The sequence below is a fragment of the Olivibacter sp. CPCC 100613 genome, assembly GCF_036959255.1.
Classification (GTDB): Bacteria; Bacteroidota; Bacteroidia; order Sphingobacteriales; family Sphingobacteriaceae; genus Olivibacter.
In genome coordinates this window covers 253,698-280,225 of sequence record NZ_JAWMTI010000004.1, presented here as the reverse complement: position 1 = coordinate 280,225, position 26,528 = coordinate 253,698, and the positions used below count along the sequence as shown (strand labels likewise).

General features: G+C 38.0%; 24 protein-coding genes. 12 read left to right on the top strand and 12 right to left on the bottom strand.

Annotated features, from left to right (window positions below; translation table 11 throughout):
- The first annotated feature begins 449 nt into the window (after window positions 1-449).
- Window positions 450-3,497, top strand: a complete 3,048-nt coding sequence (locus RYH73_RS15370) for a SusC/RagA family TonB-linked outer membrane protein (RefSeq protein WP_335314323.1) — start codon at window positions 450-452, stop codon at window positions 3,495-3,497.
- An 11-nt stretch (window positions 3,498-3,508) separates the two neighbouring features.
- Entirely contained in the window at window positions 3,509-5,143 is a 1,635-nt protein-coding gene (locus RYH73_RS15365; protein WP_335314321.1) for a SusD/RagB family nutrient-binding outer membrane lipoprotein, read from the top strand.
- Window positions 5,144-5,709: 566 nt separating this feature from the next.
- Here the strand turns inward: RYH73_RS15365 and RYH73_RS15360 are convergent.
- Window positions 5,710-6,618, bottom strand: a complete 909-nt coding sequence (locus RYH73_RS15360) for an OmpA/MotB family protein (RefSeq protein ID WP_335314320.1) — start codon at window positions 6,616-6,618, stop codon at window positions 5,710-5,712.
- Window positions 6,619-7,105: 487 nt separating this feature from the next.
- On the opposite strand from RYH73_RS15360, the gene RYH73_RS15355 reads away from it, so the two are divergent.
- The gene (locus RYH73_RS15355; RefSeq protein ID WP_335314319.1) at window positions 7,106-7,237 is read left to right on the top strand and encodes a hypothetical protein; all 132 of its coding nucleotides are present in this window, start codon (window positions 7,106-7,108) and stop codon (window positions 7,235-7,237) included.
- Here the strand turns inward: RYH73_RS15355 and RYH73_RS15350 are convergent.
- On the bottom strand, window positions 7,234-7,638 hold the full coding sequence (locus tag RYH73_RS15350; RefSeq protein WP_335314318.1) for a hypothetical protein: 405 nt from the start codon (window positions 7,636-7,638) through the stop codon (window positions 7,234-7,236). The genes RYH73_RS15355 and RYH73_RS15350 overlap by 4 nt on opposite strands.
- A 508-nt stretch (window positions 7,639-8,146) precedes the next feature.
- Between RYH73_RS15350 and RYH73_RS15345 the strand changes: the two genes are divergently transcribed.
- Entirely contained in the window at window positions 8,147-8,440 is a 294-nt protein-coding gene (locus RYH73_RS15345; RefSeq protein WP_335314317.1) for a hypothetical protein, read from the top strand.
- Between the two features lie 12 nt (window positions 8,441-8,452).
- Window positions 8,453-9,355, top strand: coding sequence for a hypothetical protein (locus RYH73_RS15340; RefSeq protein ID WP_335314316.1), 903 nt, complete (start codon window positions 8,453-8,455; stop codon window positions 9,353-9,355).
- Between the two features lie 123 nt (window positions 9,356-9,478).
- Here RYH73_RS15340 and RYH73_RS15335 read toward each other — a convergent pair whose 3' ends face one another.
- Together RYH73_RS15335 and RYH73_RS15330 are read right to left on the bottom strand one after the other, a co-directional pair.
- Window positions 9,479-10,348, bottom strand: coding sequence for an alpha-1,2-fucosyltransferase (locus tag RYH73_RS15335; protein ID WP_335314315.1), 870 nt, complete (start codon window positions 10,346-10,348; stop codon window positions 9,479-9,481).
- Window positions 10,349-10,445: 97 nt separating this feature from the next.
- Complete coding sequence (locus RYH73_RS15330; protein ID WP_335314314.1) at window positions 10,446-11,480, bottom strand: glycosyltransferase family 2 protein; 1,035 nt, start codon at window positions 11,478-11,480, stop codon at window positions 10,446-10,448.
- Between the two features lie 107 nt (window positions 11,481-11,587).
- Between RYH73_RS15330 and RYH73_RS15325 the strand changes: the two genes are divergently transcribed.
- Window positions 11,588-12,547 (top strand): glycosyltransferase family protein, encoded by a 960-nt coding sequence (locus RYH73_RS15325; RefSeq protein ID WP_335314313.1) that lies wholly within the window; start codon window positions 11,588-11,590, stop codon window positions 12,545-12,547.
- A gap of 20 nt (window positions 12,548-12,567) precedes the next feature.
- Window positions 12,568-13,707, top strand: coding sequence for a glycosyltransferase family 4 protein (locus tag RYH73_RS15320; protein ID WP_335314312.1), 1,140 nt, complete (start codon window positions 12,568-12,570; stop codon window positions 13,705-13,707).
- A 34-nt stretch (window positions 13,708-13,741) separates the two neighbouring features.
- Here RYH73_RS15320 and RYH73_RS15315 read toward each other — a convergent pair whose 3' ends face one another.
- Window positions 13,742-14,653 (bottom strand): glycosyltransferase family 2 protein, encoded by a 912-nt coding sequence (locus RYH73_RS15315; protein ID WP_335314311.1) that lies wholly within the window; start codon window positions 14,651-14,653, stop codon window positions 13,742-13,744.
- A 141-nt stretch (window positions 14,654-14,794) separates the two neighbouring features.
- Between RYH73_RS15315 and RYH73_RS15310 the strand changes: the two genes are divergently transcribed.
- Window positions 14,795-15,670 (top strand): glycosyltransferase, encoded by an 876-nt coding sequence (locus RYH73_RS15310; protein ID WP_335314310.1) that lies wholly within the window; start codon window positions 14,795-14,797, stop codon window positions 15,668-15,670.
- Here the strand turns inward: RYH73_RS15310 and RYH73_RS15305 are convergent.
- The 7 genes from RYH73_RS15305 to RYH73_RS15275 form a co-directional block, all read right to left on the bottom strand.
- Window positions 15,659-16,600 (bottom strand): glycosyltransferase family 2 protein, encoded by a 942-nt coding sequence (locus RYH73_RS15305; RefSeq protein ID WP_335314309.1) that lies wholly within the window; start codon window positions 16,598-16,600, stop codon window positions 15,659-15,661. The genes RYH73_RS15310 and RYH73_RS15305 overlap by 12 nt on opposite strands.
- Window position 16,601: 1 nt before the next feature.
- Entirely contained in the window at window positions 16,602-17,396 is a 795-nt protein-coding gene (locus RYH73_RS15300) for a glycosyltransferase family 2 protein (RefSeq protein ID WP_335314308.1), read from the bottom strand.
- Between the two features lie 22 nt (window positions 17,397-17,418).
- On the bottom strand, window positions 17,419-18,261 hold the full coding sequence (locus RYH73_RS15295) for a glycosyltransferase family 2 protein (protein WP_335314307.1): 843 nt from the start codon (window positions 18,259-18,261) through the stop codon (window positions 17,419-17,421).
- Between the two features lie 238 nt (window positions 18,262-18,499).
- The gene (locus RYH73_RS15290) at window positions 18,500-18,904 is read right to left on the bottom strand and encodes an RNA-binding S4 domain-containing protein (RefSeq protein ID WP_335314306.1); all 405 of its coding nucleotides are present in this window, start codon (window positions 18,902-18,904) and stop codon (window positions 18,500-18,502) included.
- Window positions 18,905-19,493: 589 nt separating this feature from the next.
- Window positions 19,494-20,081: a phosphatase PAP2 family protein gene (locus tag RYH73_RS15285; protein WP_335314305.1), complete on the bottom strand. Its 588-nt coding sequence runs from the start codon at window positions 20,079-20,081 to the stop codon at window positions 19,494-19,496.
- Window positions 20,082-20,531: 450 nt separating this feature from the next.
- On the bottom strand, window positions 20,532-20,960 hold the full coding sequence (locus RYH73_RS15280) for a hypothetical protein (protein WP_335314304.1): 429 nt from the start codon (window positions 20,958-20,960) through the stop codon (window positions 20,532-20,534).
- 17 nt (window positions 20,961-20,977) lie between these two features.
- Entirely contained in the window at window positions 20,978-22,015 is a 1,038-nt protein-coding gene (locus RYH73_RS15275; RefSeq protein WP_335314303.1) for a glycosyltransferase family 9 protein, read from the bottom strand.
- 306 nt (window positions 22,016-22,321) lie between these two features.
- On the opposite strand from RYH73_RS15275, the gene RYH73_RS15270 reads away from it, so the two are divergent.
- The 4 genes from RYH73_RS15270 to RYH73_RS15255 all read left to right on the top strand — a co-directional run bounded on the left by RYH73_RS15270 (window position 22,322) and on the right by RYH73_RS15255 (window position 26,517).
- Window positions 22,322-23,140 carry a 2,3,4,5-tetrahydropyridine-2,6-dicarboxylate N-succinyltransferase gene (locus RYH73_RS15270; RefSeq protein WP_335314302.1) on the top strand — a complete coding sequence of 273 codons (819 nt, stop codon included), beginning with the start codon at window positions 22,322-22,324 and terminating at the stop codon, window positions 23,138-23,140.
- A 130-nt stretch (window positions 23,141-23,270) separates the two neighbouring features.
- Entirely contained in the window at window positions 23,271-24,386 is a 1,116-nt protein-coding gene (locus RYH73_RS15265; protein WP_335314301.1) for a glycosyltransferase family 4 protein, read from the top strand.
- Window positions 24,383-24,946, top strand: a complete 564-nt coding sequence (locus RYH73_RS15260) for an L-threonylcarbamoyladenylate synthase (RefSeq protein WP_335314300.1) — start codon at window positions 24,383-24,385, stop codon at window positions 24,944-24,946. The genes RYH73_RS15265 and RYH73_RS15260 overlap by 4 nt, the downstream gene beginning before the upstream one ends.
- Before the next feature lie 161 nt (window positions 24,947-25,107).
- Complete coding sequence (locus RYH73_RS15255; protein ID WP_335314299.1) at window positions 25,108-26,517, top strand: CCA tRNA nucleotidyltransferase; 1,410 nt, start codon at window positions 25,108-25,110, stop codon at window positions 26,515-26,517.
- Window positions 26,518-26,528: the final 11 nt, after the last annotated feature.

The window sequence follows — 26,528 nt, the reverse complement described above, 5'->3', positions numbered from 1 at the left end:
TTTTTACAAACTATTGTTTTATTAAAAATTATCTCTAAATTCACAGAAATGTTACAATTATGAGAGATTAAAATCAACAACCCGATCAGACTAACAACAAACACAAGACATTACCAGACAATACGTTTATTGAATAACAAAGAACAGAATTTTAAGCCATCAACCAGCTTAAGCCTCGCTTGTAAAACATATTTGTGCAATAGATCCTCAGAGGTCGTTCGTTGTTTCCAATAGTACAATTCGTATCGTCGAATTTAAAGCATTTACCCGATCAATTTATTTACGGACGCTATGCTGTGAAGCAGGTGCTCACATTTCAGAAATGAAAATGTGACCTGAGGAATTATTGTGTCCTTTTTGCAAAGAACAAGCAACAAAAAACACCAGCAGACCGACCCAATAAAGTACACCCGTTCTTAAACAATTATTTATAACCAAAATCACGTAACATGAAGAAAGTTTTGCTATGCTTACTGTTCTTTTGTCAATGGCTCTTCCTGGGAGCTCAGACAAGGAGTATCACCGGAAAAGTATCCGATCAGACAGATGGCCAGCCGCTGCCCGGTGTATCCATCAAAGTTAAAGGAACAAACACGGGCACGTCCACCGATGGAGAAGGTCGTTTCAGTTTGCAAACCAGCTTGAACAAGGTATCGCTCGAAATCTCATTTCTGGGCTATGAATCGCAAACCGTCAGTGTCCCTCCTAACGCCAACACACCGCTCAACATCGCATTGCTTGCATCAGATAATAAGCTGAATGAAGTAGTGGTTACGGCATTAGGGATTGAGCGTAAGGCGAAAAGTTTAACCTATTCGACCCAAGTTGTAAAAGGTGATGAGCTCACTCGAGTAAAAGATGTGAATCCGATGAATAACCTCACCGGTAGAGTTTCAGGACTGCAGATTAATCGCAGTTCTTCCGGTATGGGTGGTTCGGTAAATATCGTCTTAAGGGGTATGAAATCCAATCGCAGTAATCAACCGCTCTATGTGGTAGACGGTTTACCGATCACAAATACGGCCGGTAGCGGATCAGACGGGCCATTCGGTGGCGGAACGGATAAAGGAGACATTCTGAGCACACTGAATGCGGATGATATCGCCAGCATTAACGTACTGAAGGGTGCCTCTGCTTCCGCTCTTTATGGTAGCCAGGGGGCTAACGGAGCGATCATGATCACCACCAAAAAAGGAGCCGCGGGACGTATGCGACTGGATATCTCGTCCGGTGTAACCATCGATAAACCTTTTTACCTCCCCAAATTACAATATAAATATGGCCAGTCTACACCCGACAGTGAGGAAAGTTGGGGGGAAGCCGGAAATTTTTCGGATCCGGTTAAAGACTTCTTCGATACCGGCACCACCTTTATCAATTCAGTAAGCTTTAGCGGTGGCACTGAGAAGATGCAGAATTATTTCTCGTATGGTAATACGACAAATAAGGGTGTGCTTCCCACAAATACTTTCGACCAGCACACCGTATCGCTTCGTAATACCTCCAATTTCTTTGACAATAAGCTAGCTTTCGATGGAAGTTTAATGTATTCTTATCAAAAGATACATAACCGCCCTGCATCCGGCTTATATTTCAGTCCTTTGAGCGGGCTATACATGTTCCCCCGAGGTCAGGATTTCGAGAAATACAAGACTTTTGAGTACTTCTCGTCTACCAGAAACCTCTATTTGCAAGATTGGTGGAATATCAACGCTGATGCAGGGCTCACGGGCACGCACCATCAGCAGAATCCGTTTTGGGTATTGCAGCGAAACCCAACCGATCAGAACCGTAACAATATCATAGGCCAAGCGCAATTGCGTTACAACATAACCGATTGGCTGAATGTTACCGCGCGCGGAACCATTAATAAACGTTGGGATAAATGGCAGCGCCGAACATATGCCGGTACGCAGGGGGTTATTTCCGGAGAAACCATCGCAGGCGTACTCGAAGATAATGGTCGCTATCAACGTGAAGAAGGTGAAAGCACCGCCTTATATGGAGATTTACTAGTGAACGGAAATAAACAATTTAACGATTGGAATTTAACATTCACGGCGGGTACATCCATCAATGATGTGCGCGAAAGCGGTTGGGTGTTCGATCAACGTAGATTGGCCATTGCCAATGTGTTTTTATTGAGCAATATTTACCGCAACTCGCCTATTACCAGTTTAACGGAAACAGCAAACAAAAGGCAGGTTCAGTCCTTATTCGGCTCAGCTAATATTGGATATCAGGAGAAAATCTACGTTGATCTCACGGCGCGAAACGATTGGTCTTCAACACTAGCTTTCACCCCCAACAAAAGTAAAGGTTATTTCTATTGGTCGGCCGGATTAACCAGCGTTCTATCTGAACTTGTGACACTCCCAAGTTTCATTAGCTATAGCAAGCTACGTTTCTCCTATGCGCAGGTGGGTAACGACGTGGCCGCATTTTCGACTTTCCCTGTAAACACGCTAGCTACGGGGACCTTAACTGCTAATGTATCGGGCCCTTATAAAGGCCTGCCTTTGAAACCCGAAATCAGTAGAAGTTTTGAACTCGGCTACGAGGGGCGCTTTTTTGATGATCGGGTAAACTTAGATTTAGCACTTTATAAAACCAACACAAAAAATCAATACTTTTCTTATGATGGCCCTGTCGGAGCGGTATATACAACCGTTTTCTTGAACGCCGGGAATGTAGAAAATAAGGGGATTGAGGTTGCCTTAGGTGTAGATGCGATTAAAACCGAACACTTCACCTGGAATACCGGTTTGAATTTCACGGCGAATCGCAATAAGATACTGGAGCTAGCGCCGGGGCTTGGCGAGCGCTATAGTATTGGAGGTAATTTCAATGTACTCCGCCTGGGTGGATCTTTTGGTGATTTCTGGGGAAAGACCTTCCTGCGGGATGCAAATGGCACCCTCATTGTAGACGAGAACGGAAGGCCTCAGGGCGGACCCGATGGATATCTCGGAAACAACAATCCCAAATCAATCATCGGATGGAACAATACGGTTAGCTACCGTGATTTTTCGTTGAGTCTAACGATCGATGGCCGTTTCGGCGGACAAGTCATCAGCATTACGCAAGGCTATCTGAATTCTTTTGGTGTCAGTCAGGAAAGTGCCGAGGCACGTGATCGCGGTGGTGTAGATGTGGCAGCAGTCCAAGCTGATGGAACAGCATGGGAAGGTCTATTACCTGCACAGGCATACTATAGTGCCATCGGTAACCGAGATGGGATCATTGAAGGACAAATTTATGACGCCACCAATATCCGTTTACGTGAGCTGTCCATCAGTTACAAGTTACCGATCAAATGGAGCGCTGTTCAGCAAGCCTCACTCAGCCTGTCCGGCAGAAATCTGTTCTTCTTTAAAAACGATGCTCCCTACGATCCAGAGCTCAATACCACAACCGGCGTAGGTGGCCAAGGTTATGACATTTTCGGTTTACCTACCACCAGAAGTTTCGGTTTAACGTTAAAAGCATCTTTCTAATCGACCACATTATGAATACGATCAATAAATTTAAAACATACAGCATCCTTTTAATCACACTCATTGGCCTGGCAATTCACCAAAGTTGTACGGACAAATTTGAAGAGATTAACACAAACCCGGTAGGGGTTACCGACGATCAGGCAAATGCCGATTATGCCCTAATAGCATCTTTTTTGGCACAAGCACAACGCGATATTATTCCAGAGGATGTAGGTGAATACCAACTGGCCAACAACTTATGCAGCGATGCTTATGGTGGCTATTTTGGCGCACAAGCTCCCTTTGTAGGCAATGCCAACAATTTAACCTATAGCTTAGTACAAACTTGGTATCAGGCTATTTGGGTACAGCGATACATAAGAGCGATGAATCCGCTCTATCGCGTGATCGAACTGACAAAAGAAGACGAAAATTTACGGGATATTTACGCTTTTGCACTTGTACTGAAGGTCGCTGCCATGCATCGTACGAGCGATAAGGTCGGACCGATTATCTACAGTAAATATAATGTCATCAATGATGATGGTGGAATCTCCTATGATTCACAGGAACAAGCCTACACACTTTTTTTTGAAGATTTAAATCAAGCAATCGATATCCTCAAGACGCTTCAGAATCAGGGAGATTCTCCCGCCATGCAGAAAGCTGATCTTGCCTATACGGCCAATCGTTACCAACATTGGCTTAAATTCGCGAATACCTTACGTTTGCGACTTGCCTTGCGCATCGCTTATGTCAATCCTTCATTAGCCAAAACCGAAGGAGAAAAAGCCCTCGACCCAACAAGCGGCGGTTTGTTGGAAAATGTAGCCGACAACTGCTTTATCACCTTAAGTGTCGATCATCCATTAAATATCATCACAAGCAGCTGGAGCGACACACGTCTGGGTGCTCCATTTGAATCTATTTTACGCGGTTACAGCGACCCTCGTCTACCCAAACTTTTCCTTACCGCAACGGATCCCGCAGTCGCCGGACAATATAAAGGGATCCGTTCCGGTATTAACATTGACGCCAAAAGCCGTTATGACAATTACTCCAAGCTACAACCCCAAGCGATGAAGATGCAATTAATGGTAGCATCTGAAAGTTGGTTTTTAAAGGCAGAAGCAGCATTGAGAGGTTGGAGCAATGCAGGAGATGCAAAGACCAATTACGAGACCGGTATCGACCGATCTTTTGAGATGTACGGCTTAACGGCGCAAGCAAGTGCCTATAAAAATGACGCGACAAGCACAGCCATGCCTTACGTCGATCCAAAGGCGATAAAAAGTGGGGAAAACGATATCGCCGCCTCCTCTCCTTATCTAAGTAAAATAACCATCAAATGGGATGAAGCAGCCAGCAACAGTGTTAAGTTGGAACGAATTATCACGCAGAAGTGGATCGCGCTATTTCCAGATGGTGATGAAGCTTGGGCCGAATACCGTCGCACCGGCTATCCTCTTTTATTTCCGGTAGTCGTTAATTATAGCGGCGGAACAATCCCTACAGATCCTGGGGTGCGGAGGATGCCCTATCCGCAACGTGAGTATAACAGCAACAGTGCCGCGGTAGCAGAAGCTGTAGAGATGCTAGGCGGACAAGACAATGGGGGCACACGATTATGGTGGGATGTAGTTGATAAAAATTTCAATAATTAACTTGTATCAATGTCTGAATAGTTTAACTATTCAGACATTGATATTGCTTGGTCAGATCCCATTGTTTAATATTTGCATTGCGACAGATTTCACAATGGATTACACAAAAGTTTCACTATAATTTCTTCTTAACAAAAAAAATTATTATCTTGCGATGTACTGATAAAGAAGCCTAAATTTTTCTTAAACCTGTTCCTAAATGCAGGGCTCAGCAATCAAAAAAAATCACAATTGGCTTCTTCTATTTTGCATTTACGATTAAATGCCCTTGAGGTATTTATCCGTATGATGAATAGAATGAGGAAGGAAAACGAAATTTATTGTTCTTAAACATATCAAGGTACAGGTTAAACTGTGTTAAAAAAAGATTTACCAAGTGTATAGCTTAAGGCTTTACACGTTCAAAAGTCTAGTTCTGTGTTTGTTTGGCACACGCCGGCAGCTTCCTCCCCGGGGGCTGCCAATGGCGTGGCTCAGCAGAAAAAATGGCGTTGTAGGACCTACCACCAAAACAAAAAAACCCGGACTGTATTCAGTTCCGGGTTTTTTAATTTTAACACCTGAATTTAATAGGCTGTCGTATCTTGTTCAGTTACGGTGGTATCCCCTTCTTGCGAGCTTTCCGGTGCCTTATCAATCAGCTCCATAAACTGATCCAATTTGGGTGTGATAATAATTTGCGTGCGTCTGTTGCGCGTTTTTCCCGCTTCGTTATCGTTGCTGGCAATTGGATTGTATTCGCCGCGTCCACCCGCAGTAAGTCTCTTCGGATCTACGCCATAATCGTTTTGTAAAGCTTGTACCACGGACGAAGCACGAAGGGCACTTAAATCCCAGTTATTACGGATATTTTTCTGCGAAATTGGCACATTATCCGTATTACCTTCAATTAACACCTCGTACTCTTTGTAATCCATGATAATCTTGGCAATTTTACCCAGTGTTTCTCCCGCTGCAGGTGAGATTTCATAGCTACCCGATTTGTAGAGCATGTTGTCTGAAAGCGAGATATACACCACGCCTTTCAACACTTGCACATCCACATCCTGCATTTCTTCTCTACTTAAGGAACGTGTCAGGTTATTGGTTAACACCATATTCAAGGAATCGCTCTTTGCTTTTGTGTTCACCAAATGCTGAATGTACTTATTCGAAGCATTGATTTCATCCACTAATTTCGAAATATTGGCATTACCCTGACCACTATTTGTCAAACATTTGTCTAATGCTGCCTGTAGTGAATTTACATTCGACTTATATTGAGCAATTTGCTCTTCCAAGTCTTGCACACGCGACGTCGCATTTGTCAATTCGTGCTGACTATTCAAGAACTTTAAGTCTAAGTCCTTATACTTCGTTTGCAACTCACTATAACTGGTTTGCAAAGCTGTATACTTTTTGTTGCCCACGCAACCACTTGCCAGTAGTGCAACAGCTAAAACTGCAAGGGGCAAACTAAATACTTTCTTGTACATAATTGTTTTCATTTATCAATAAGCAATTTCTTACCAAGTAAATATCGTGCCAAAAAAGTAAAGAGCATGCGTCCTTTAGGCAAAACCCGTCAGATTCATAGGCAAAAGACTACTTAGATCCAACCTTCATCCGTGTCCCATCCGTGTCCCATTCCCGCTATATCCTAGTGATATCCCTGTATAGTACGTAAAAAGGCCCAAAACACGGCCTTTTAAGCAATACCTATCGGACTACTATCGGACTCGGGTATTCTATGAATGGGTTACGAATCATCGGGAAATGACATAGCTGTTAAAATATGTTAAAGCTGGCGGCTAGATAGTTTGAACGTTTTAATTAGCAGAAACAGCAATAAATCGAGTACCGTGACTGCCAAAATCATCCGGTTAATAAACATTTTTGTTTTATGTATGGCCCAAAAATAAAGTTTCAAACTTTTTCCTGTCACCGAATACACGTATCTTTGATAAACGAAAAACACGTATCATGACAACAAATAGTATTCCGAAGATAAATGGGATAATTACCCGCAACACAAAAGATTTTAGGAAAAGCACCTTACCGATTTTAACACCGACGGAATCACTCAGTGCTATTTTACTGGCAAGCAAAATCTAAATATCTTCGTAATATTTTTGTATTATTTTCAATAGCATCACAGCAAATAAAACCAACTTTAAACCAATTCCAACTGACATTGAAACAAACATGAACAGCATTGTTGCAAATCCGACCGGAAGTATAATAAATCCAACTGCATTTAAAACAAAATAAGTTGTCTTAACTATAAAAGTGATCAACTTTGACACAATTCCAAACAAACTTACATTAAACATGTATGGAATTGCCTTGACTCCAACTAGGAGTAGCTTAATTCCAACTGCTTTTATAGTAAACACAAATGGCTTTACTATAAACTCGTCTGATTTTACAATAAATGCAACGGACATCAACACAATCTTAACTGACGTTATTATAAATCCGTATGACTTAGAAACAAAGTCATACGGGTTTGCCATAATTCTATACGTTATTAATGCAATTCTGATTGGAACTGACACAATCCCGATTGGAATTAACACCAAGTCGTATGGAAATACGATAAAGACAACCAGCATCAAGTTGAATACCAACTTCTTTGTTACAGTTTGTGACAAAGCCAACTGTCTTTATTGTAGGTTTCTCTGGATTAATGGTAATTTATCTATTTTCGATTTATCGATCAGTAAGCGTGATGAACTTAACTATCAAAGAAGAAGAGCGAGCTGTTGGAAGACTGGATACTTGAAGCGATGGATATTGAACAGGAAAGCAGATAGCACCTTAAGTCGATCGCGATTCAACGTTAATATAACTTATAAAATAAAGTTTAAGTTTATACACTAGAAATACAAACTTTATTTTATACAACCAAATACTATTTTCATCCTCATAAAACCGCATTTGGTGTAATTTTCTTGATTTAATCAATTTTAATAATTTATTTCGTGACCGTTCACCGAGGCCCTGCCTCCTAAACTTATATTTATGTTTAAAAATTATTTCAAAAAAGCATTAGCGGTGCCCATGCTACTGCTCAGCCTATCCTTCACAGCCTGCAACAAGGACAATGCAGTTCAACAAGAGACAAAAGAAAAAGCCCAAATTGAGACCTTAAAGGAGTTTTTGGCAGAGAAAATGCATTTGGAGCCTTCCTCAATTGGGTTTGATCAGGAAACCAGAAAATTTTTATTACCTGCAGAATCAGGAGATTATACCTTTGAATTTGACTACGAGAGCGTTCTTGACGTATATACCCGTGATAAAAATCAACCAAAATAGTAAAGTTTGAAAATGAAAAAAGTAATATTCACCATACTCACAATTATTGCGATATGCAATTCAGTGAATGCTCAATCGGTTTATGTTAGTATAGAGAATTGGGGAGTTCCAAATACCTATCTACATGACGGAAAAATTAAATACGAATCAAATAGTGGGGAGACAGTTTTCAACACGAGCGTAAAGTTTAAACGATACGATGGTTCCACACAAGTTAAAGCGCAAGCGATCTATGTTTTAGCCGCTAACGGTTCCGAAACGGCAATTTCTGATAGTATTTTTGTAACTACCTCTGATTTCACGCAAAGCACCGGCACTTATTGGAGTAAGGAGTTTGCTAAAACAGCAAAGTTGCAACCAAACAACAAGGCCGGAGTAGTGAAGCTCAAATGGCGTTATTGGGATACTTATAGCGGAACAACGCCAAAATGGTCATCGTATTATTATGCTAGTAAGACGTATCAAACTGTTTTATATTCCGGAATTATACCGGGGCCAGACGGAAGAGTTCCAATATATGAGTTGTATGCACAATCAGTATATGATCATGTTTATTCGCCAGATCCAGACGCACAGTCGCAGTGGCCAGGATGGCTAAATCATGGAGCAGTATTCAGAGCATATTATACCCAAGAGGCAGGTTCAATACCAATTTATATGTTCTATGCAGAATCGATCAAAGATCACGTATATTCACCAGATCCGAATGCGCAATCGCAGTGGCCCGGTTGGGTGAATCACGGTCCAGCCTTTTATGCTTATACCACCCAAGTGGCTGGTTCAGTTCCTGTTTACGTGTTCTATGCGGAGTCAATAAAAGATCACGTTTATTCAACAAATCCAAATGCACAATCGCAATGGCCAGGATGGGTAAATTATGGTGTGGCTTTTTATGCTTTTCCTAATCTAAATTAAGGTTCAAAGCTATTGTACGGAGGTATACATCCTCCGTACAATAACACATTTCTATCCTCACCAACCTATAACTCAATCAGAAAGTTGAAACACGACTCAACAATTGTTTGGAAAACATAAATTCTACAGAAGCACCCAACTTGAAGGATGCATTTGACGGAAGTCGGATTTCTCTGGTAATCGATACCATACTTTAGGCACAACAATCAGCCTGTCAGGATTAGTATTCAACCACGCCGCCCACCAGCTAAAACTGCTATTAGAGATGATGGCATGCTTACAATTACTCATTAATTGCATATCCAGATAGCTCTCCGCACCCTTATTCCAATCTATAAAGTTTGCTTCATTATCATTAAGCGGCAGGTTTTCCTTGCACCAAAGTATATCATCTGAGAATATATAAAAAATAGGTTTTTCAACTTGACCCCTTATTAAAGAGATAGCTTTTTCAAAGTAGTCAAGATTCACAAGCCCCCCTAAATAAGGGTCTTTTAGATAGTCGCCCCTTCTAATGTGTATTGCCACACTCTGTTCGCTTTGCTCGAGCTCATTTAATAAATCAAAATTTTTGGATGGTTTTAAATCCGAAAAAGTAAAGTCCTTTCTCAGTTGGTCCGCAACACGTTCTACATATAAATGGTTTTGCCAATAACCCCAATAAATTTTTGAGCTGGAATCATCAAACAAAGAAGCGTTATAGGAAAACAGCGTTTGCTCTTCGTAATATTCGCCCTTCAATAATAGCAGTCTCCGCAATTTACGATATTTCCATTGCCGATTACGATGATCAAGCAAATTGACCTCCAATGCAGAAGCACGCCTTAGCCTGATATCAAACACATTTTCTAGTTCAAAACCATTATGCAATTTATATGTTTTAAATTCTCTTATGTCTGCTTTAACAGTATCAAATTGTTTTTCAAGCGCTTTATAGAAGGCGTACTGAAACATTTGATTTCCTAGCCCTCCTAAAAATCGAACTATTTTCATTTGACTATCTCTTATTTACACTGGGAACAAGTACATGCCCTTTCCAATTAAGCTAACGCTCTAATCAAGCTTTTAGCCGAATTCACACTCTTATTATTTAGACTTTCTTCCCCGTAACGACCCCTTTAATTGACGACTTTGTCATTTTACGAAAATCTCGCCAAGAAAAGAAGCGCCATTGAAAAAGTATTTTATCAAAATAGAGGGGTAAAGCAGATATTAATTTTTTGTGATTTCTTAAAAGCATCATCCATCTATCAAAGATCAGTGCTTCTAAATAAGAATGATCGTATATATTTCTTTTCCTATTAGTCAATATCAACGATAAAAAAAGTTCCCTAATGTCATAAAGCGAACACTCTTCCGTTCTCCATAAAAAAATTGCATGATGGATTTTAACCAACCTGTCCGTTATAGGAACACCTAAATTTTTGTGAATATTAGAAATAATTCGCTTTTCTTGTTCTATTACCTTACCGCTTCGAATTGAAGCATTCCCCATGTGTTCTCTATATTTAATTAACGGTACACCAAGATTAGCTCCCCTATACGTCATGAGTATTCTAAGAGACAATTCGAAATCTTCAGCTGGTGCATAGTCAAAATAACCTCCTAATTTTCTGATAATGTCGATTCGGATTATGCAACTAGGGTTAACAAACACATTGCGAAAGATTGTCTGTTCCTTTAGGTATTCATTATTGATCGGAACTGGATACATACCAATCTCGCGATCATTCTCATCAACTATAATCGCTTGTCCTCCACATATCGCTACATCTGGATTAGTTTCCATAAAGGTATACTGCACATGCAATCTGTCAGGAAGCGCAATATCATCGCTATCGAGAATAGCTAAGTACTTTCCTTTTGCTTCTTGCCACCCTCTATTTCTTGTATAAGTTAGTCCTTTATTCGTATTATTATTTAATACACGAATCCGAGGGTCATCAAATTTTTCGATAATAGCCAAAGTATCATCCGTTGATCCGTCGTTTATGATAAGTAACTCAAAATCATCGAAACCCTGCGCTATAACACTCTGAATGGAGGCTTTAATAAAACGACCGCTATTGTACGCGGCCATGAAAACTGTAATTGCTGGGTTATCTGTTTCTTTATTATTTCTCAAGTTCAAGATATTTAACAAAATAAACTCATTTATCTTTGTTTTTGCTACAAATTATAAAAAAATCAACATATTGTTGCAAAACTGAGATTGAGACCGTTACGTTACATATGAAAGTTGCCTATTGTTATCATAAAAACAACAAACACACTTATGCTGGAGATACCATTGCACTGGGTTTTGCGAATGCATTTCGCGATATGGGATATCCCTTTCGATTTTTCAATACTAATAAACTCAGAGGAATGAGTACAGAAAAGTTGAAGATGTGCCTCTTTAATCCTGATATGATATTCACATCAGTTGAAAATATAAATCTACTACCATTAGATTACTTAAAACAAAAGAAACTAGTACTTTGGGGACAATTCTATACCTCTTGTGATTATGAGGAACAGATTCACTGTATTAATACAGAAACAAAACTACTATTGAATAAGTACCGGGATAAACATGACATACTCATATGGTCGCAACATGAAGAAGAGATTAATGAATATTTTTTTTCAGGCTACCATAAAGAACTTGGTCTTAAATTCATACAGTTGATTCACGCGGCAGACAAATCGATATATAAAAAGCCGATCGTAGATATCGAATATGATTTTATTTGGATAGGCAATACCTCCCATAGGAAAGTTCGATACGAAAAATGGATAACTCCTTTAAAGAAAGTTCTTCCAAATTTTTTAGAATTCAACGAACATTCGATGTGTGATCCAAAAGATATTTACAAAGGTCAATATTATGCTAAAAGTTTAATATCTCCTAATATACATACTTCTGCGCAAGTGAAACATAAAATCCTACTCAATGAACGCGTCTTCACATCAACTCTTAACGGAGCTTTTCAAATCTGTGACAATCCAATAGCAAAAAAATATTTCACCGACGACGAGTTATTGATAGCTAAAACTCCACAAGAATTAATAGATTTATGTCTTTACTATTTGAAACACCCAAATGAAAGGGTTGGCATGATAGGCAGAATGTCACAAACAATCATGGAACATCATACATACCATGAAAGAATAAAATCTATTTTGTCAACATATAAAATCATTTCTTAAAGGTAAACAAGTAATTTATAATGGAATTTCACAACAAAAAGCCTAAAGCTATATTATTCTTCTTTCCCTTTTTTGGCTATTCAGGCTCTGAAATCATGCTTTTTGAATTTTTAAAGGGGCTAGATCGAAGCAAATTTGTGCCCTATCTATATCTGTTTGAAAAGGGTAGCTTAATTCAGGAATTACCTTCGGATATAACCTACTTTTTACCCTACAAAAAAACAAATACAATAAAAGATTGGGTGATTAGAAAATCTATACGTAAGAAAAATGAGAACCATTTAATCCATCAACTTAAAAGTATTCAAAAAAAAATCGGCCCGTGTTTATGGTATCTTAACACTATTGCGATCAATCCAAAAGTTTATGAAATAGCAAACTATCTGAACGTCAAAATCGTAACCCATGTACACGAGCTGCCTTATGCTTACACATGGTTTCCTAAACAGTACCTAAAGAACATTTTAACTTACAGCAATCATTGCGTCGTGTGCTCAAAAGCTGTACAAAACAGTTTCGGAGACATTGGGTTTAGCAACACATCAGTAGTTCACAACTTTATTGACACTGATAAAATCAAAAATTCGCTGAAAGATCAACCCATAAGCAGAGAAGGGCTAGGTATACAACGAGATGAATTTATATGGCTTATATCTGGCCATACAAATTATTGGAAGGGTATTCAATATCTGCCGGAAATCCTTAAGCAGATTGGCACAGAAAAAATGCGAATTATATGGGTCGGTCGTGAGCTGGACAATGCATTTTGCTATTACATAAAACTTTTACTAGACGAAAAGTACCCAGGGAAAGTCATATTTGCTGGTTCGCAAACTGACAATTATTATAAATATTTCGCAATTTCTGACGGATTCTTAATATTGTCTCTTCAAGAATCGTTTTCTCTGGTTGCCTTGGAAGCCACTTATTTTAACCTTCCAATTGTATCTTTTGAATACGGCGCTGCGCAGGAAATACTAGCGAACACATCAGCTCAAATAATTGATTCGTTCGATATTAATTGTTTTATTCAGGCTATGAAAAAGATTATGCAAATACAGAAAATTGGGGCAAAAAAGGAACTAAACCAAAATATATCATCGTACAAATCAAAACAAATAGCTCGCTTTAATCAGGTTATCGAAGAATTGGTCGGTTGATACAAAACTGGATTCATATTTTTTGCTTTAGCATTTAACTATTAAAGTAGATTTTTCTCAATAAGTTCAATCTACTGAGCGTTGATTTACTGCTTAGATCAATTCCTTCCAGCACTTCATAATATCTAAGTAGGAAAGACCAGTAGCGAAGACCTTTTTTCCCTCTTTGCCTATTACTTAGTATATCATAAATACACCTAATTTCATTTTGATTAGGACAATTAAATTCAGCCAAGTGTTTCACCCATTCCAAATTAAATTCAAAAGATTTTTTTGATTTCTTTTGCTGTGCTCTTAACGTTAAAGGATCGGTAACATTATGAGCATGCTGCCTGTGCTTGGCAAGTACTTGAGGAACGAACCCGATACTTCCGATACTTTGGGCCACAAAGGCAAGCCACCAATCGTGATAGAAGTTATGATGAAATGGCAGTGCATAAGTTAGTAGTTCCTTGCGAAACATACTTGAATGCCCTGGTATACTATTATGCTTTAAGAAAAATAGATTGGATTGATCATTAAACTTGTCGTAAATTTCTGATTCTGTCTTTTCTGAAATTAGTTTATCCTCTTCATTAATAAAAGAAGAATCATGATAAACCAACATATGCATCTTAATTTGTTCCATTAAAACTTCTATTTTATTAGGATTCCATATATCGTCTTGGTCGGACATCGCGATATAATCTCCCGTGCAGAGCCTGAGAGCCTTTTCAAAATTCTTTATGAATCCGATATTCGAATTATTTTTGTGAATTTTTATGTTAGACCTATTATTAGACATTGTTTGGAGGATATCCCATGTCCCGTCGCTAGAATTATCGTCAACAATAATGATTTCCAGATTAGAATATGATTGACAGCATATACTGTTAATTTGCTTCTCTAAAAACTCTTCACCATTATAAGTGCATAGTGCAATGGAAATAAGAGGATAATCTTTCATTGTTTTTACCTATTAAATCTTTTGAAAAACAAAAGATATACTTAAAACGAAGAGACCATAAAATTGCTACAAGAGTCTGTCTAAAGGAACAGAAGTTTTCTATATTTGTACTCACATCGTAGTATAAGAACGAAGCCACCGATGATTTCTGTAGTAATTGCATCTCTAAACGAAGACTTATTAACTAAGGTCAAATCTAATATTTCCAATACAATCGGAGTTGTTCACGAAATCATTGTTACTAAGAATACTGCTATAAACAATAACGGTATTTGCCAAATATATAATAATGCAGCTGCTGTTGCAAAATACGATATACTATGTTACATGCATGAAGATATAGAGATGAAAACATCGAACTGGGGTAAAAAAATTGTATCTTATTTCGATGAAATCAAGGACCTTGGCATTATTGGAATATTTGGAAGCACTTATAAAACCTTTGTTCCTTCCGGCTGGGGTGTAATGAACGATTCTAATAGCACCAATTTCGGATGTTATATCCAAGGTTTTAAAAGCGTTGCAAAAAAAAAGGAATACATACAGGTTAATAGAAGAAAGGAATCTTTTAAACAAGTTTTGTGCATAGACGGCATGTGGTTCTGTACAACAAAAAAAATAGTTTTTGAAAACCCTTTCGACGACGAGACCTTCAAGCACTTTCATGGTTATGATATTGATTTTTGTCTTTCACTTTACAACAAATACAATGTAATCGTAACTTATGAAGTTCTACTAGAGCATTTTTCGGAAGGGACTTATAACGCTCATTGGTTCGAAGAAGCACATAAACTACATGAGAAATGGAAAAAATATTTACCTATGAGTTCTGAAGTGATCCCATCCGTTGAAAAGCAATTAATTGATAAAAGATCATTCAAATGGCTCATTCAATCTTCAAAAAAGCTAAGCCTTACAAAAGGGCAGTTGTTACAACTTCTTTATTTCTATTGGAAGTCAGGAAAATTTTCTTTAAAAAACTACATTAAGCTTGCTTATTATAGTTTAAAATTTTAGTTTTGACTTAGGTAGCATTTTCTTTCCTCGGCAATATCGAAATAAAAATGATAATTTTCTTAAACCCGAACGATCGTTACTAGGAAAAAGCTGTTTAAAATTTTTATAGGTGATGCTAAACAAGCTAAATGCGAAAAAAGAATTTTGTCTTTTTTTGTGGCTACGGTATAAATCCACCAAAAAACTCTTATCTTGAGCATAAAGATTTTTATACATCGAGAACGCCTCAAGATGCGAGTTTACAGTTTCCATCTCTATTCGATAATGCAGATACCGGTTATTTGAGATTTTTTCACGATATTGAGTAATTACTGATGAAGAATGTTCTCTATATTTAGTTAGAACAGCGTTTTTAAAAACGATTTTTTGTTCATACGCAGCGACAAAACCAATCCACCAGTCGTAAAAACATTGCTTAGGAAAGGGAAGTATTTTATTCGCTAGTTCTTTACGCATTAAACAAGTATGGCCTGTCACGTAATTTGTAAATAAAACACCTTTATAATTGTGGAATACAATATCCTTAGAAGGATCAATTAAATATTTTTGCAGCACATTATCATTTTCATCAATAAAGACCGAATTAGAATGGACTAATAAATTCTCTCCTATGGCTTCCAACAATACTTGAATCTTATTTGGCAACCAAATATCATCTTGGTCAGATATTGCTATGTAATCTCCTGAACATAATCTGATGGCCTTTTCAAAATTTGCGTTAAATCCGATATTTGCTGGATTTCGGAAGCATTTTATCCTTGCGTCTCGCTTCGTAAACTCTTCAATAATATTTAATGTTGAATCAGAAGAGGCGTCATCGACAATTACTACTTCAATATTTTTATAGGTTTGAGATAATATACTGTTTATCTGTTTCCGAATAAATTTTTCTCCATTGTAGGTACACAACGCTACGGACACAAGCACCATATTATAAATATTTATCTACACCACTTCCAAAATTCACAAGTTTCTCTGAAATTATTTTTTTTATAAGTTCATCCTTATCACTTAAGTTATTTCTTGGTTGTTCCTTGTGATAGATGTGATATACAATTCCTGAAAATTTGATAATCCGCTTTTTGACTCCTAAATTGATCAGCTTGGCAGCTATTTCATTGTCTTCTCGTCCCCAGCCAATAAAATCTTCCGAATAGCCATTTACTGACAACAAATCCGAACGATAAAACGCCATGTTACACCCTCTTAGATAATAGATATCATGATTCTTATAATTGCTAAGCAAGGGACTTAAAAAAGGGAGCCGAAGACCATTAGATCGATTTTTGACACCTCTACTAAGAATAGATAAGGTCTTTTTTTCCCCTATTAAAAGCTCGTTAGAAATGGTTTCTCCAAGCATAACACGACTCCCGCTTACAAAGGTACCTTTTTTACGAAATTTGAAATGGTCATAAATAAATTTTTTTCCCAATATAAGGTCACCATCTATCTGGATGATATAATCCATGCTAGCTTTTGCTATTGCTTTATTTCTGATTTGCGCAAGCTGAAAACCATTGTCCTCTTGCCAAACATGTATTAATGGAACATAGAATAGCTTACGAAAGGAATCAATAACACTTTTGGTTTCCTCTGTTGAGCCATCATCAGCAACGATAACTTCATTAGGAAGCTTTGATTGGTTAAGTACGCTCTGTAGACATAACCTTAAAGCCGATGGCCAATTGTAGGTTGATATTATTAAAGAAATGGTGCAATTCATTTAAAATCGGTAGATCAACTCCTTAATATTGAGAAAACTCTAAGACAGACACTTTTTCGTGCTGTAAAGATTCAAAATAACCGTTCTCGCACCTCTTTAACTTTTCGAACATCGATTGATTTAACAGGCTAAGATGACGATTTTCATGTTTTCTCGATGCAACAGAATGAAAAATATGGTACTGAATAGCCATAAATTTCAACCTCTTTTTCTTAACGCCGATATTGATCAGCCTTGAAGCCATTTCTTCATCTTCATGTCCCCAACCTTCTAACATATTGTTATATCCATTTATCCTCACAAAATCGCGTTTCCAATATGCTAAATTACAACCACGCACACTCTTAGAACATTTTTTCTTTCTAGAAGTAAAAAGCCATGCCATACTTGGCAACCTGAAAGCATTGAATCTGTGTTTAACACCTTTACTAAAAAAAGAAAAGTCTATTCTCTTGTCTTCAAAAACGGAAGGGAGAATTTCTTTTTTTAAATGTGCTCTCGTCCCTCTTATAAAGGTCTTATTCTCCGCAGCCCTTAAGTGATCTTCCACAAAATTTATATCTAATATAACATCACCATCAATTTGTATTATATACTCGCTTGATGCTTCTGCGACTGCTTTATTTAAAATAATCGTTTTCCTAAACCCCTTATCCTCATGCCAAACATGCTTCAACGGAACCGGAAATATACTTCTGAATGAGTCGATAATAAATTTAGTTTCTTCTGTAGAGCCGTCATCCGCGATAATGACTTCATTTGGTAATATCTTTTGCGCCAGTACGCTTTTAAGCGATAAACTCAAGGCTTCAGGCCAATTGTATGTTGATATTATTAGGGATGATGTCGGTCTTTTTTGCTCCATAATCTAAAGTATAACGCTCTTGCTAAAGTACTAAACGAAAATGCTGCCAATTTGCTACACTGGTATCAAAAGCTTTTTTATAAACGATAAATACTCCGTTTAACACGCTTATTTTTGCTAATTGAACAGGTAACTCAACCATTACTTAAGCAAAGCATTCGCCTTCTCAAAACCGATATTACTATACAAAAATCCTGCCATGTTGCATTCTATCTCTGTACATTTTATTCGGAAAGTTTTAGTCTTCCTCAGCAAACCATTCATCCTTTAAATCGTCAATCTCTCGCCGATCTTTTTTAGTAGGGCGCCCTGTCCCTCGGTCTCGCTTTAAAACAGGGGCGTGGAACATGGATTTGTAACCATAAGTTTCTTCTACCGGGGTTAAATCTTCGTAAAAAGCAGCAGCAGTCTTTGCATCTACACGCCTTTCAAGTAAATCAACTACTTTAATCACTTTTTTTTCAATACCTTTTTGGATATGAAAGGTCTCTCCTACTTTTACGACATATGAAGGCTTAATATTTTGCCCATTCAGCTTAACTCGCCCAGCTTTACAAGCTTCTGTTGCCAAACTTCGTGTCTTAAAAAGGCGGATCGCCCATAAATATTTATCGATACGGAGTTTTTCTAATGCTGTAGCCATAATTAGCAAATGTAACTTTTTGGGTGGAAATCGCAAAATGAAGCTTTTTTGTTGCTTTTAAAAAGAACGTTTTTCTTAATCAACTTCTTTCATCATTAGTTAGTTTTAAAGGCATTCAAGCTTTCCCTAACGGGAAGGTTTCTTGGCAAAAGGGTGAATAAACCCAAGGCTGTGCAGGCTACCTTGCAACTGATTGCAAAGCATCGCTGGCGCGTATTGGAGCCGTTTCACTTCCTCAATCCGCTTAGATATTGCCATATGAACAGACATGCAAATGCTTTGCGGCTCGTTGCCTCGGTATCCTCCAAGGCAGTTTTACCCACGCACAGGGCTATATTTAGGGCTGAAGATATAATACGCTTGGTTAAAAGTAAAAGTCCATCGTTCTACTAAAATGCCGCCTCCAAAATTTACAGTCAGCACTAGGAGGCACTACCATTCCTGTAAATTTTGAAGCGGCGAGCTTTCTTTGCTTCTTTTCTTTCGCGGAGAAAGAAAGAAGTTAAAATAAATGTTCTTATAATATAAACACCTTGCATCTATATGTTAAAGCTTGTTCAGAAGCAAGGCATTTGATACGCTAATCACCTTACTCCTTATTAAAAGCGCTGTTTTTAAAAATAGCTCTAAATATAATCCAGATAAGACTACCTGAAAGCACACCTACTACCGCACCACCAAGAATATCAAACGGATAATGAACGCCATTGTAAATTCTACTGTAGGAAACCAACAAAGCCCAGAACAATAAAATGATCTTCAACCAATTATATTTTGCAGGCAACAAGAAGAAGAGAAATGTTACAAGCCCAAATGCATTGGCACTGTGAGATGACACAAAACCATAATTACCACCGGGACCGGCTTCGCTTAAATGAACTAAGCCAGCTAAAGTTGGTTCATGAGAAGGTCGAAAACGCTTCACCAGATTTTTCAAAAGTCCGGAAGCAGTCTGATCACACAAAGTAATAGTTACAGCAATGGCGAGTAGAATATAAATAGCGAATTTCTTATAAACTCTAAATAAGAAAAACAATAACACAGCATAAAACGGAAACCAGAACAGTTTATCACTTGCCCAATACATTACCGTATCAAAGAAAGCATTGTGTTTTCCGTTGATTGCTAGAAATAATTCTGTATCAAACTGTTTTAAATCTTCAAGCATTGATTCCATCTAATCAAGTTTTTAGGTTAATGTACAAATGGTTTTTTTATTTCAATAACTGAATGCTATATTAACATTAGGTGACAATGGTATTCAGAATAGCCGTTAAACATTAAATCCTGATGAGATATTTATACAATTTCAGGACTTTCTTCACTTTGCGTTTGATCAACATTTTACGTGATGCTCCGCTTATTTTCTTGAGACAGTATGCTGAAGACAGTCCCGACAAAGATGCATATTCCTCACTGATAATCCTCAGAATTTCTTTATCAAAGGTGAGATCAAGGGTGAGTTTTCCGAAATTTTCAAGTCTTTTATGTATCTTGATACGAGCATAAACGTTTATTCTATTCAAATCAACCATATAAAAACGATAGACACCATATTCTTGTCTGATCAGAAAATTCCCGGCCGTATTATCAATAAACTGAATACCGTTTTCATGCAGATTATAGATTAATGCACAGTATAAGCCTTAATAATCTCCATTCGTCCGGGAAAATCGCGGTTAAAAAGAACGTCCGCCAAAGTAAAAGTATTTTCGAGGTGTTCACTTATATAATAACTTGAAGTTAAACCAATGAAATCATGATTTTCAATATAGGCTACAGGTTTAGGTGTGTAAAAATTTTTATCCAAAAGTAATTGTGCGTATTCAAAAGACCTTCTTGCTTTAGACCTCCGGTAAAATTTATAAACGTGTCGGTTGATAATATTATGCTGTTTGAAGGATTTAAAGTTGAATAGTACCCCCTTAATCTCAAAAATTTTAACAACGTTTCTATCTCCGTTACCAATGATTGTTCCGCTTGTTTTAATTTTTTTTAAAGTAAGGATGATTTCCTCATTATACTGAGAAAAATCTTCTGCAAAAAACACCTTCATTTCACTTATTTCACCGTTTAATCTTTGTTCAAAGCGTTGTAGATTAACTGCATAATTTTTTCATTATCAACATGATTGGTATTAACTGCAAAACTCTTGTCATTATAGGGCGCATAGACGTCTTCATCACTAACAGAAAACAAGCCAATCGTAGGTATGCCTGAAGCACTTGCTAAATGCATTACCCCGCTATCAGCTGCAATGAAGAGTGCAACATTTGCAATAAAGCCTCCCATTTCACGAATATCCGTACTGTAAAAATGAGGAATCTTAAAATTTAGCTTCGATATATTTTCAACGGGTAACAACTCAATAATATTGTAACTCGGAAAATTTTGCTGTAATATCTCATAAAATTTGGTCCACCACTCTTCAGGATAACATTTTTCACCCGTTGCATTGGTAAAAAGACAAATAGTATCCCTGTGGTTATGAGTTAAATTATCCAATTTTTCCTTTCCCTGAGCAACTTCAATTTGGTCTAATTTGAGATCGAGCTTAGGAATGGTGGTGGAATTTTCGCTATAGCCTAACTTTGATAAATAGTCTCTTAGGTTATAAATTGAATTTTTAGCCAAGTGTCTATAATCGGAATATTTAACTTGTATTTCTTCATTAAAGTCACCAAAAAACTTATAGCGTGAACGAGCAAACAGTGTTGATAATCTGCCCGATGAAGAACCGGTAGTTGAATTGATCACAAGATCATATTTTCTGGCTTTCAAGAGTCCCCAACCTTTTAGGTATTTAAATAAATTACTGAACGGTTTTTTAGGAAGCTGGATTATTCTATCAATATTTTTATAGTTCTTAAAAATTGAAGGTGACACTCCGCCTTTCACAAAAAGGTCTACTTTACTATCCGGAAAAACATTGATAACTTCCTGAACTAGTGCTGTAATTATCAAAAGATTTCCTAACCGGTGATTAGGTCTCGTAATTAATATTTTTTTTATGACAACATCCTTTTTTTTATCTACCACAGCATGGGATTTTCCAATATCTTTGGTAAGATTTCTCATTACAGTTCTTCTAACAGCATTCGTTTTTTTCATCGTTGTCCGGTGTTACATCTATTTGTAGTCTTCCCCAATTAGCTACATTCAAAATTAAAAAATCCAGTCAGAATTGGAGGGTAAACGATTTAAATTTGGTTAATAAAGTTGAAGTAGGTGTTTATTGTCCCATCCTGCATTCAATCTTCTAGTAATGCAGTCAACAGATTCACCTTATTGCCTATAGTCTATCACCTAAACAGGGAAATCGCTTCAAATAGGTAAAAGACGAATTCCCTGATCGCCTAAGGCCTGCTATCACTATATCAATAAATTTTACTTTCTTTGTTAAACTTTTTTATTGAAATGACTGCAGAATTAAAAAAACTGATTGAAGAAGCCTGGGAAGAAAGGCACCTAATAGAATTTAAAGAATATAGAGAAGCAATTGAAACCACTGTTCTTCACTTAGATGAAGGAACCTTACGTGTCGCAGAAAAAGTTGCTGGACGGTGGCATATTAACGACTGGATCAAAAAAGCGGTTATTTTATATTTCCCGATCCGTCAAATGAACGAAATACATGTAGGTCCTTTTGTTTTTCATGATAAAATGAAACTAAAAACGAACTACAAAGAGGCGGGTGTTCGCGTGGTACCACATGGTTTAGCGCGTTATGGAGCCTTTTTAGCCAAAGGGGTAATTATGATGCCATCTTATGTTAATATCGGCGCTTACGTAGATGAAGGTACTATGGTAGATACGTGGGCGACGGTAGGGTCTTGTGCACAGATCGGGAAAAATGTACACTTAAGTGGTGGTGTTGGTATTGGCGGTGTGTTGGAACCTGTACAGGCCGCTCCCGTGATTATCGAAGATAATTGCTTTGTCGGGTCGCGAGCTATTGTAGTCGAAGGTGTCCGTGTGGAAGAAGAAGCCGTGTTGGGGGCCAATGTTGTGCTTACAGCATCTACCAAGATTATCGATGTCACGAGTGATATTCCAAAAGAATATAAAGGAGTAGTGCCTGCACGTTCAGTTGTGATCCCAGGTTCGTATACCAAAAAATTCCCTGCCGGAGAATACCAAGTACCTTGCGCCTTGATTATTGGCCAACGTAAGGAGTCAACTGATAAAAAGACTTCGTTAAATAATGCCTTAAGAGATCATAATGTAGCGGTTTAATTGGGCAGACCGATTTTTGCCAATAGGAAACATCCATCATTGCTGAACATAAACACCTATAAAATAATCTGGACACACGGTAACAATTATCTATATTGAGCGGCCATCAACCCTTATGAGAAATAATTAAATGAAGATCGGATATGACGCGAAACGTGCTTTTCATAACAAAACGGGATTAGGCAACTACAGTCGGTCCTTGATTGATGGCATGTGCCATTTCCATCCTGAAAATCATTACTTCTTATTTAACAGTAAGCCTTCAGCTTTGTATAAAGCTGAAGGCTTACATGTTCTGGAGGTTCTTCCTTCAAATAGACTAACGCAGAAGTTCTCTTCTTTATGGCGCAGTTTTTCTTTGAATTCACTTGCATGTAACTACGACTTGGATATTTATCATGGTTTAAGTCATGAGTTACCTTTTGGGCCAAAGAAAGGAAAAACCAAATGGGTTCTAACGGTACATGATCTTATTTTTATTCGTTACCCTCAGTACTTTAAACCAATTGATCGAACTATTTATCGTTATAAAATCAAAAAGGCTTGCCGAAAGGCTGATAAAATTGTCGCCATTAGCGAACAAACGAAACGGGATTTAGTAGATTTCCTAGGTGTTGAAGCACAAAAAATTGAGGTTATTTACCAGAGTTGCCACCCGCATTTTAAGCTTCCCGTAAACACCTTTAAAAAAGAGCAGGTTCAAAAGAAATATCAGTTGCCTCCTACATATTTATTACAAGTAGGCACGATTGAAACCAGAAAGAATTTATTGCTTACCATCAGGGCCTTGGAGCATATTGCTGCTCATATATATTTGGTTGTAATCGGCAAAGCAACCCCTTATTTACAACTTGTTCAAGCCGAAATAGCCAAAAGGAAGTTGCAGAAACGTGTTATACTACTTCATTCCGTACCCTTCGATGACTTGCCTACTATCTATCAATTAGCACATATCTTAGTTTATCCTTCTCGCTTCGAAGGTTTTGGTATCCCAATTATTGAAGCATTAAATAGTGGGGTACCCGTAATTGCAGCAAAGGGTTCTTGTCTGGAGGAAGCCGGAGGACCGAACAGTTTGTATGTAGACCCTGATGATGATGCAGCGCTATCCTCTGCAATTAATCGAATCAGTAAAGATAAAGAACTACGAACATCGATGATTGCGCAGGGTAAAGATTATGCACAGCGCTTTGAGCCTAAAAATCTGGCCAACGATCTCTTTAACTTCTATAAAAACATACAATGAACAGTGATATTAACCACGCACTCGAAGTATTAAAATCCGGCGGTATCATTCTATACCCCACAGACACCATCTGGGGCATTGGTTGCGATGCCACTAACCCGGAGGCCGTCAACAAGGTATATCAATTAAAAGGTCGCTCGAAAGATAAAAGCCTGATTATTCTTCTTGAAAATGAAAATAAATTAATGGGCTATGTGCAAGAAATTCCGGAAGTTGCTTATCAATTGATCGAATACACAGAAAAGCCGCTCACAATCGTATATGAAGGCGCGAAAAATCTGGCGTCTAATTTAGTGGCCGAAGATGGCAGTATTGGTATCCGAATCGTAAGGCATCGCTTTTGCGAACAGCTGATCCAACGTTTCCGAAAACCTATTGTTTCTACTTCTGCCAATAGGAGTGGCGAGCCTTCCCCTAAAAATTTTCTTGAAATAAGTGATGAGATTAAGAACGGCGTTGACTATGTAGTGGAATTTGGCCAAACAGATTTAACACCCAAGCAGGCTTCAACAATCATGAAGTTGGATCCGAGTGGGGCCTTTTCTTTTATCCGAAAGTAGCCTCGTAAGGTAATGAGCCATCAACCGAAGGCAATGAGTTTGTGTCTCTTCATGATCACTTAAAGCGATCTCGAAAGCCATGAAGTCAGTGGTCAATGGTAGGATCTACTTACAGTTCGCAACTGGTAACTCACAAAATTTTCCCTATTTTTGCCCCACTGATGAAAGAGTACTTGCAACTTCCTATTTTTGACACGCTGAGCGATTTAGCCCATCAATACGATACAGAAATTTATGTAATTGGCGGATATGTACGCGATCGATTGATGAAAAGACCTTTCAAAGAGGATATCGATATTTTGGTTATTGGAAGTGGTATTGACTTTGCGGAAAAGGTAGGTCATTATCTCAACGTTAAGGTGTCCGTTTTCAAAAATTTTGGAACGGCTATGTTGCGCCACGGCCAGATTGATATTGAATTTGTGGGTGCAAGAAAAGAATCTTATCGAAGGGATTCGCGCAAACCAATCGTTGAAAATGGCACGTTGGAAGATGACCAAAAGCGACGTGACTTCACGGTTAATGCGATGGCACTAAGCCTGAATAAACATAATTTCGGTGAATTGCTAGATCCTTTCAACGGTGTAAAAGACATTCAAATCAGAACCATCCGTACACCATTGGAACCGGCAACTACTTTCTCTGATGACCCATTGCGAATGATGCGTGCTATACGGTTTGCCAGTCAGTTACAGTTCAAAATCAGTTCGCCAACCTTTAATGCGATTAAATCACAACGTGAACGTATCAAGATTATATCGAAGGAACGCATCACCGACGAGCTCAACAAAATCATTTGTTCAAAAAAACCTAGTATTGGGTTCAATTACCTTTTCGATACCGGGTTGCTAGAGCTCATTTTTCCACTGATGACCCAATTATATGGCGTTGAGATTATCGATGGCAAAGGACACAAAGACAATTTTTACCATACCCTAGAGGTATTGGATAATATAGCCGAGGCTACGGACGATTTATGGTTGCGATGGGCTGCTATTCTACATGATATTGCAAAACCCGCTACGAAACGTTTCGATAAAAAACAGGGATGGACATTTCACGGGCATGAGGACCGAGGAGCACGAATGGTTCCAAAGATATTTGCCGATTTTAAACTCCCGCTCAACGATAAAATGAAGTTTGTACAAAAGTTGGTGCTTCTCCATCTTCGCCCCATTGTGCTGGCAAACGATATCGTGACGGACTCTGCTGTGAGGCGTTTACTTTTTGAAGCCGGCGATGATATCGACAGCTTAATGAAACTTTGCCATGCAGACGTAACAACAAAAAATGAATACAAACGTAAAAAGTATAGAGAAAACTTTGAGCTGGTAAAACAACGGATCAAAGATGTGGAAGAACGCGATCAGATAAGAAATTGGCAGCCTCCTGTGAGTGGTGAAGATATTATGAAGTCATTTAACCTGCGCCCGGGCCCGGAAGTGGGTATTATTAAAAAAGCAATACGAGAAGCAATTTTAGAAGGCGACATAAAAAATAACCGGGAAGAGGCGCTTGCCTATATGGAGAAGAAAGGAAAGGAACTGGGTCTTATCAAACAACGGTCATAAATAGGACATTG

Excerpts from the sequence above, each read along its gene's own strand:
- RYH73_RS15370 (WP_335314323.1), top strand. The coding sequence starts at position 450 with ATGAAGAAAGTTTTGCTATGCTTACTGTTCTTTTGTCAATGGCTCTTC.
- RYH73_RS15365 (WP_335314321.1), top strand. The coding sequence starts at position 3,509 with ATGAATACGATCAATAAATTTAAAACATACAGCATCCTTTTAATCACA.
- RYH73_RS15360 (WP_335314320.1), bottom strand. The coding sequence starts at position 6,618 with ATGTACAAGAAAGTATTTAGTTTGCCCCTTGCAGTTTTAGCTGTTGCA.
- RYH73_RS15355 (WP_335314319.1), top strand. The coding sequence starts at position 7,106 with ATGACAACAAATAGTATTCCGAAGATAAATGGGATAATTACCCGCAAC.
- RYH73_RS15350 (WP_335314318.1), bottom strand. The coding sequence starts at position 7,638 with ATGGCAAACCCGTATGACTTTGTTTCTAAGTCATACGGATTTATAATA.
- RYH73_RS15345 (WP_335314317.1), top strand. The coding sequence starts at position 8,147 with ATGTTTAAAAATTATTTCAAAAAAGCATTAGCGGTGCCCATGCTACTG.
- RYH73_RS15340 (WP_335314316.1), top strand. The coding sequence starts at position 8,453 with ATGAAAAAAGTAATATTCACCATACTCACAATTATTGCGATATGCAAT.
- RYH73_RS15335 (WP_335314315.1), bottom strand. The coding sequence starts at position 10,348 with ATGAAAATAGTTCGATTTTTAGGAGGGCTAGGAAATCAAATGTTTCAG.
- RYH73_RS15325 (WP_335314313.1), top strand. The coding sequence starts at position 11,588 with ATGAAAGTTGCCTATTGTTATCATAAAAACAACAAACACACTTATGCT.
- RYH73_RS15320 (WP_335314312.1), top strand. The coding sequence starts at position 12,568 with ATGGAATTTCACAACAAAAAGCCTAAAGCTATATTATTCTTCTTTCCC.
- RYH73_RS15315 (WP_335314311.1), bottom strand. The coding sequence starts at position 14,653 with ATGAAAGATTATCCTCTTATTTCCATTGCACTATGCACTTATAATGGT.
- RYH73_RS15310 (WP_335314310.1), top strand. The coding sequence starts at position 14,795 with ATGATTTCTGTAGTAATTGCATCTCTAAACGAAGACTTATTAACTAAG.
- RYH73_RS15305 (WP_335314309.1), bottom strand. The coding sequence starts at position 16,600 with ATGGTGCTTGTGTCCGTAGCGTTGTGTACCTACAATGGAGAAAAATTT.
- RYH73_RS15300 (WP_335314308.1), bottom strand. The coding sequence starts at position 17,396 with ATGAATTGCACCATTTCTTTAATAATATCAACCTACAATTGGCCATCG.
- RYH73_RS15295 (WP_335314307.1), bottom strand. The coding sequence starts at position 18,261 with ATGGAGCAAAAAAGACCGACATCATCCCTAATAATATCAACATACAAT.
- RYH73_RS15290 (WP_335314306.1), bottom strand. The coding sequence starts at position 18,904 with ATGGCTACAGCATTAGAAAAACTCCGTATCGATAAATATTTATGGGCG.
- RYH73_RS15285 (WP_335314305.1), bottom strand. The coding sequence starts at position 20,081 with ATGGAATCAATGCTTGAAGATTTAAAACAGTTTGATACAGAATTATTT.
- RYH73_RS15280 (WP_335314304.1), bottom strand. The coding sequence starts at position 20,960 with ATGAAGGTGTTTTTTGCAGAAGATTTTTCTCAGTATAATGAGGAAATC.
- RYH73_RS15275 (WP_335314303.1), bottom strand. The coding sequence starts at position 22,015 with ATGAAAAAAACGAATGCTGTTAGAAGAACTGTAATGAGAAATCTTACC.
- RYH73_RS15270 (WP_335314302.1), top strand. The coding sequence starts at position 22,322 with ATGACTGCAGAATTAAAAAAACTGATTGAAGAAGCCTGGGAAGAAAGG.
- RYH73_RS15265 (WP_335314301.1), top strand. The coding sequence starts at position 23,271 with ATGAAGATCGGATATGACGCGAAACGTGCTTTTCATAACAAAACGGGA.
- RYH73_RS15260 (WP_335314300.1), top strand. The coding sequence starts at position 24,383 with ATGAACAGTGATATTAACCACGCACTCGAAGTATTAAAATCCGGCGGT.
- RYH73_RS15255 (WP_335314299.1), top strand. The coding sequence starts at position 25,108 with ATGAAAGAGTACTTGCAACTTCCTATTTTTGACACGCTGAGCGATTTA.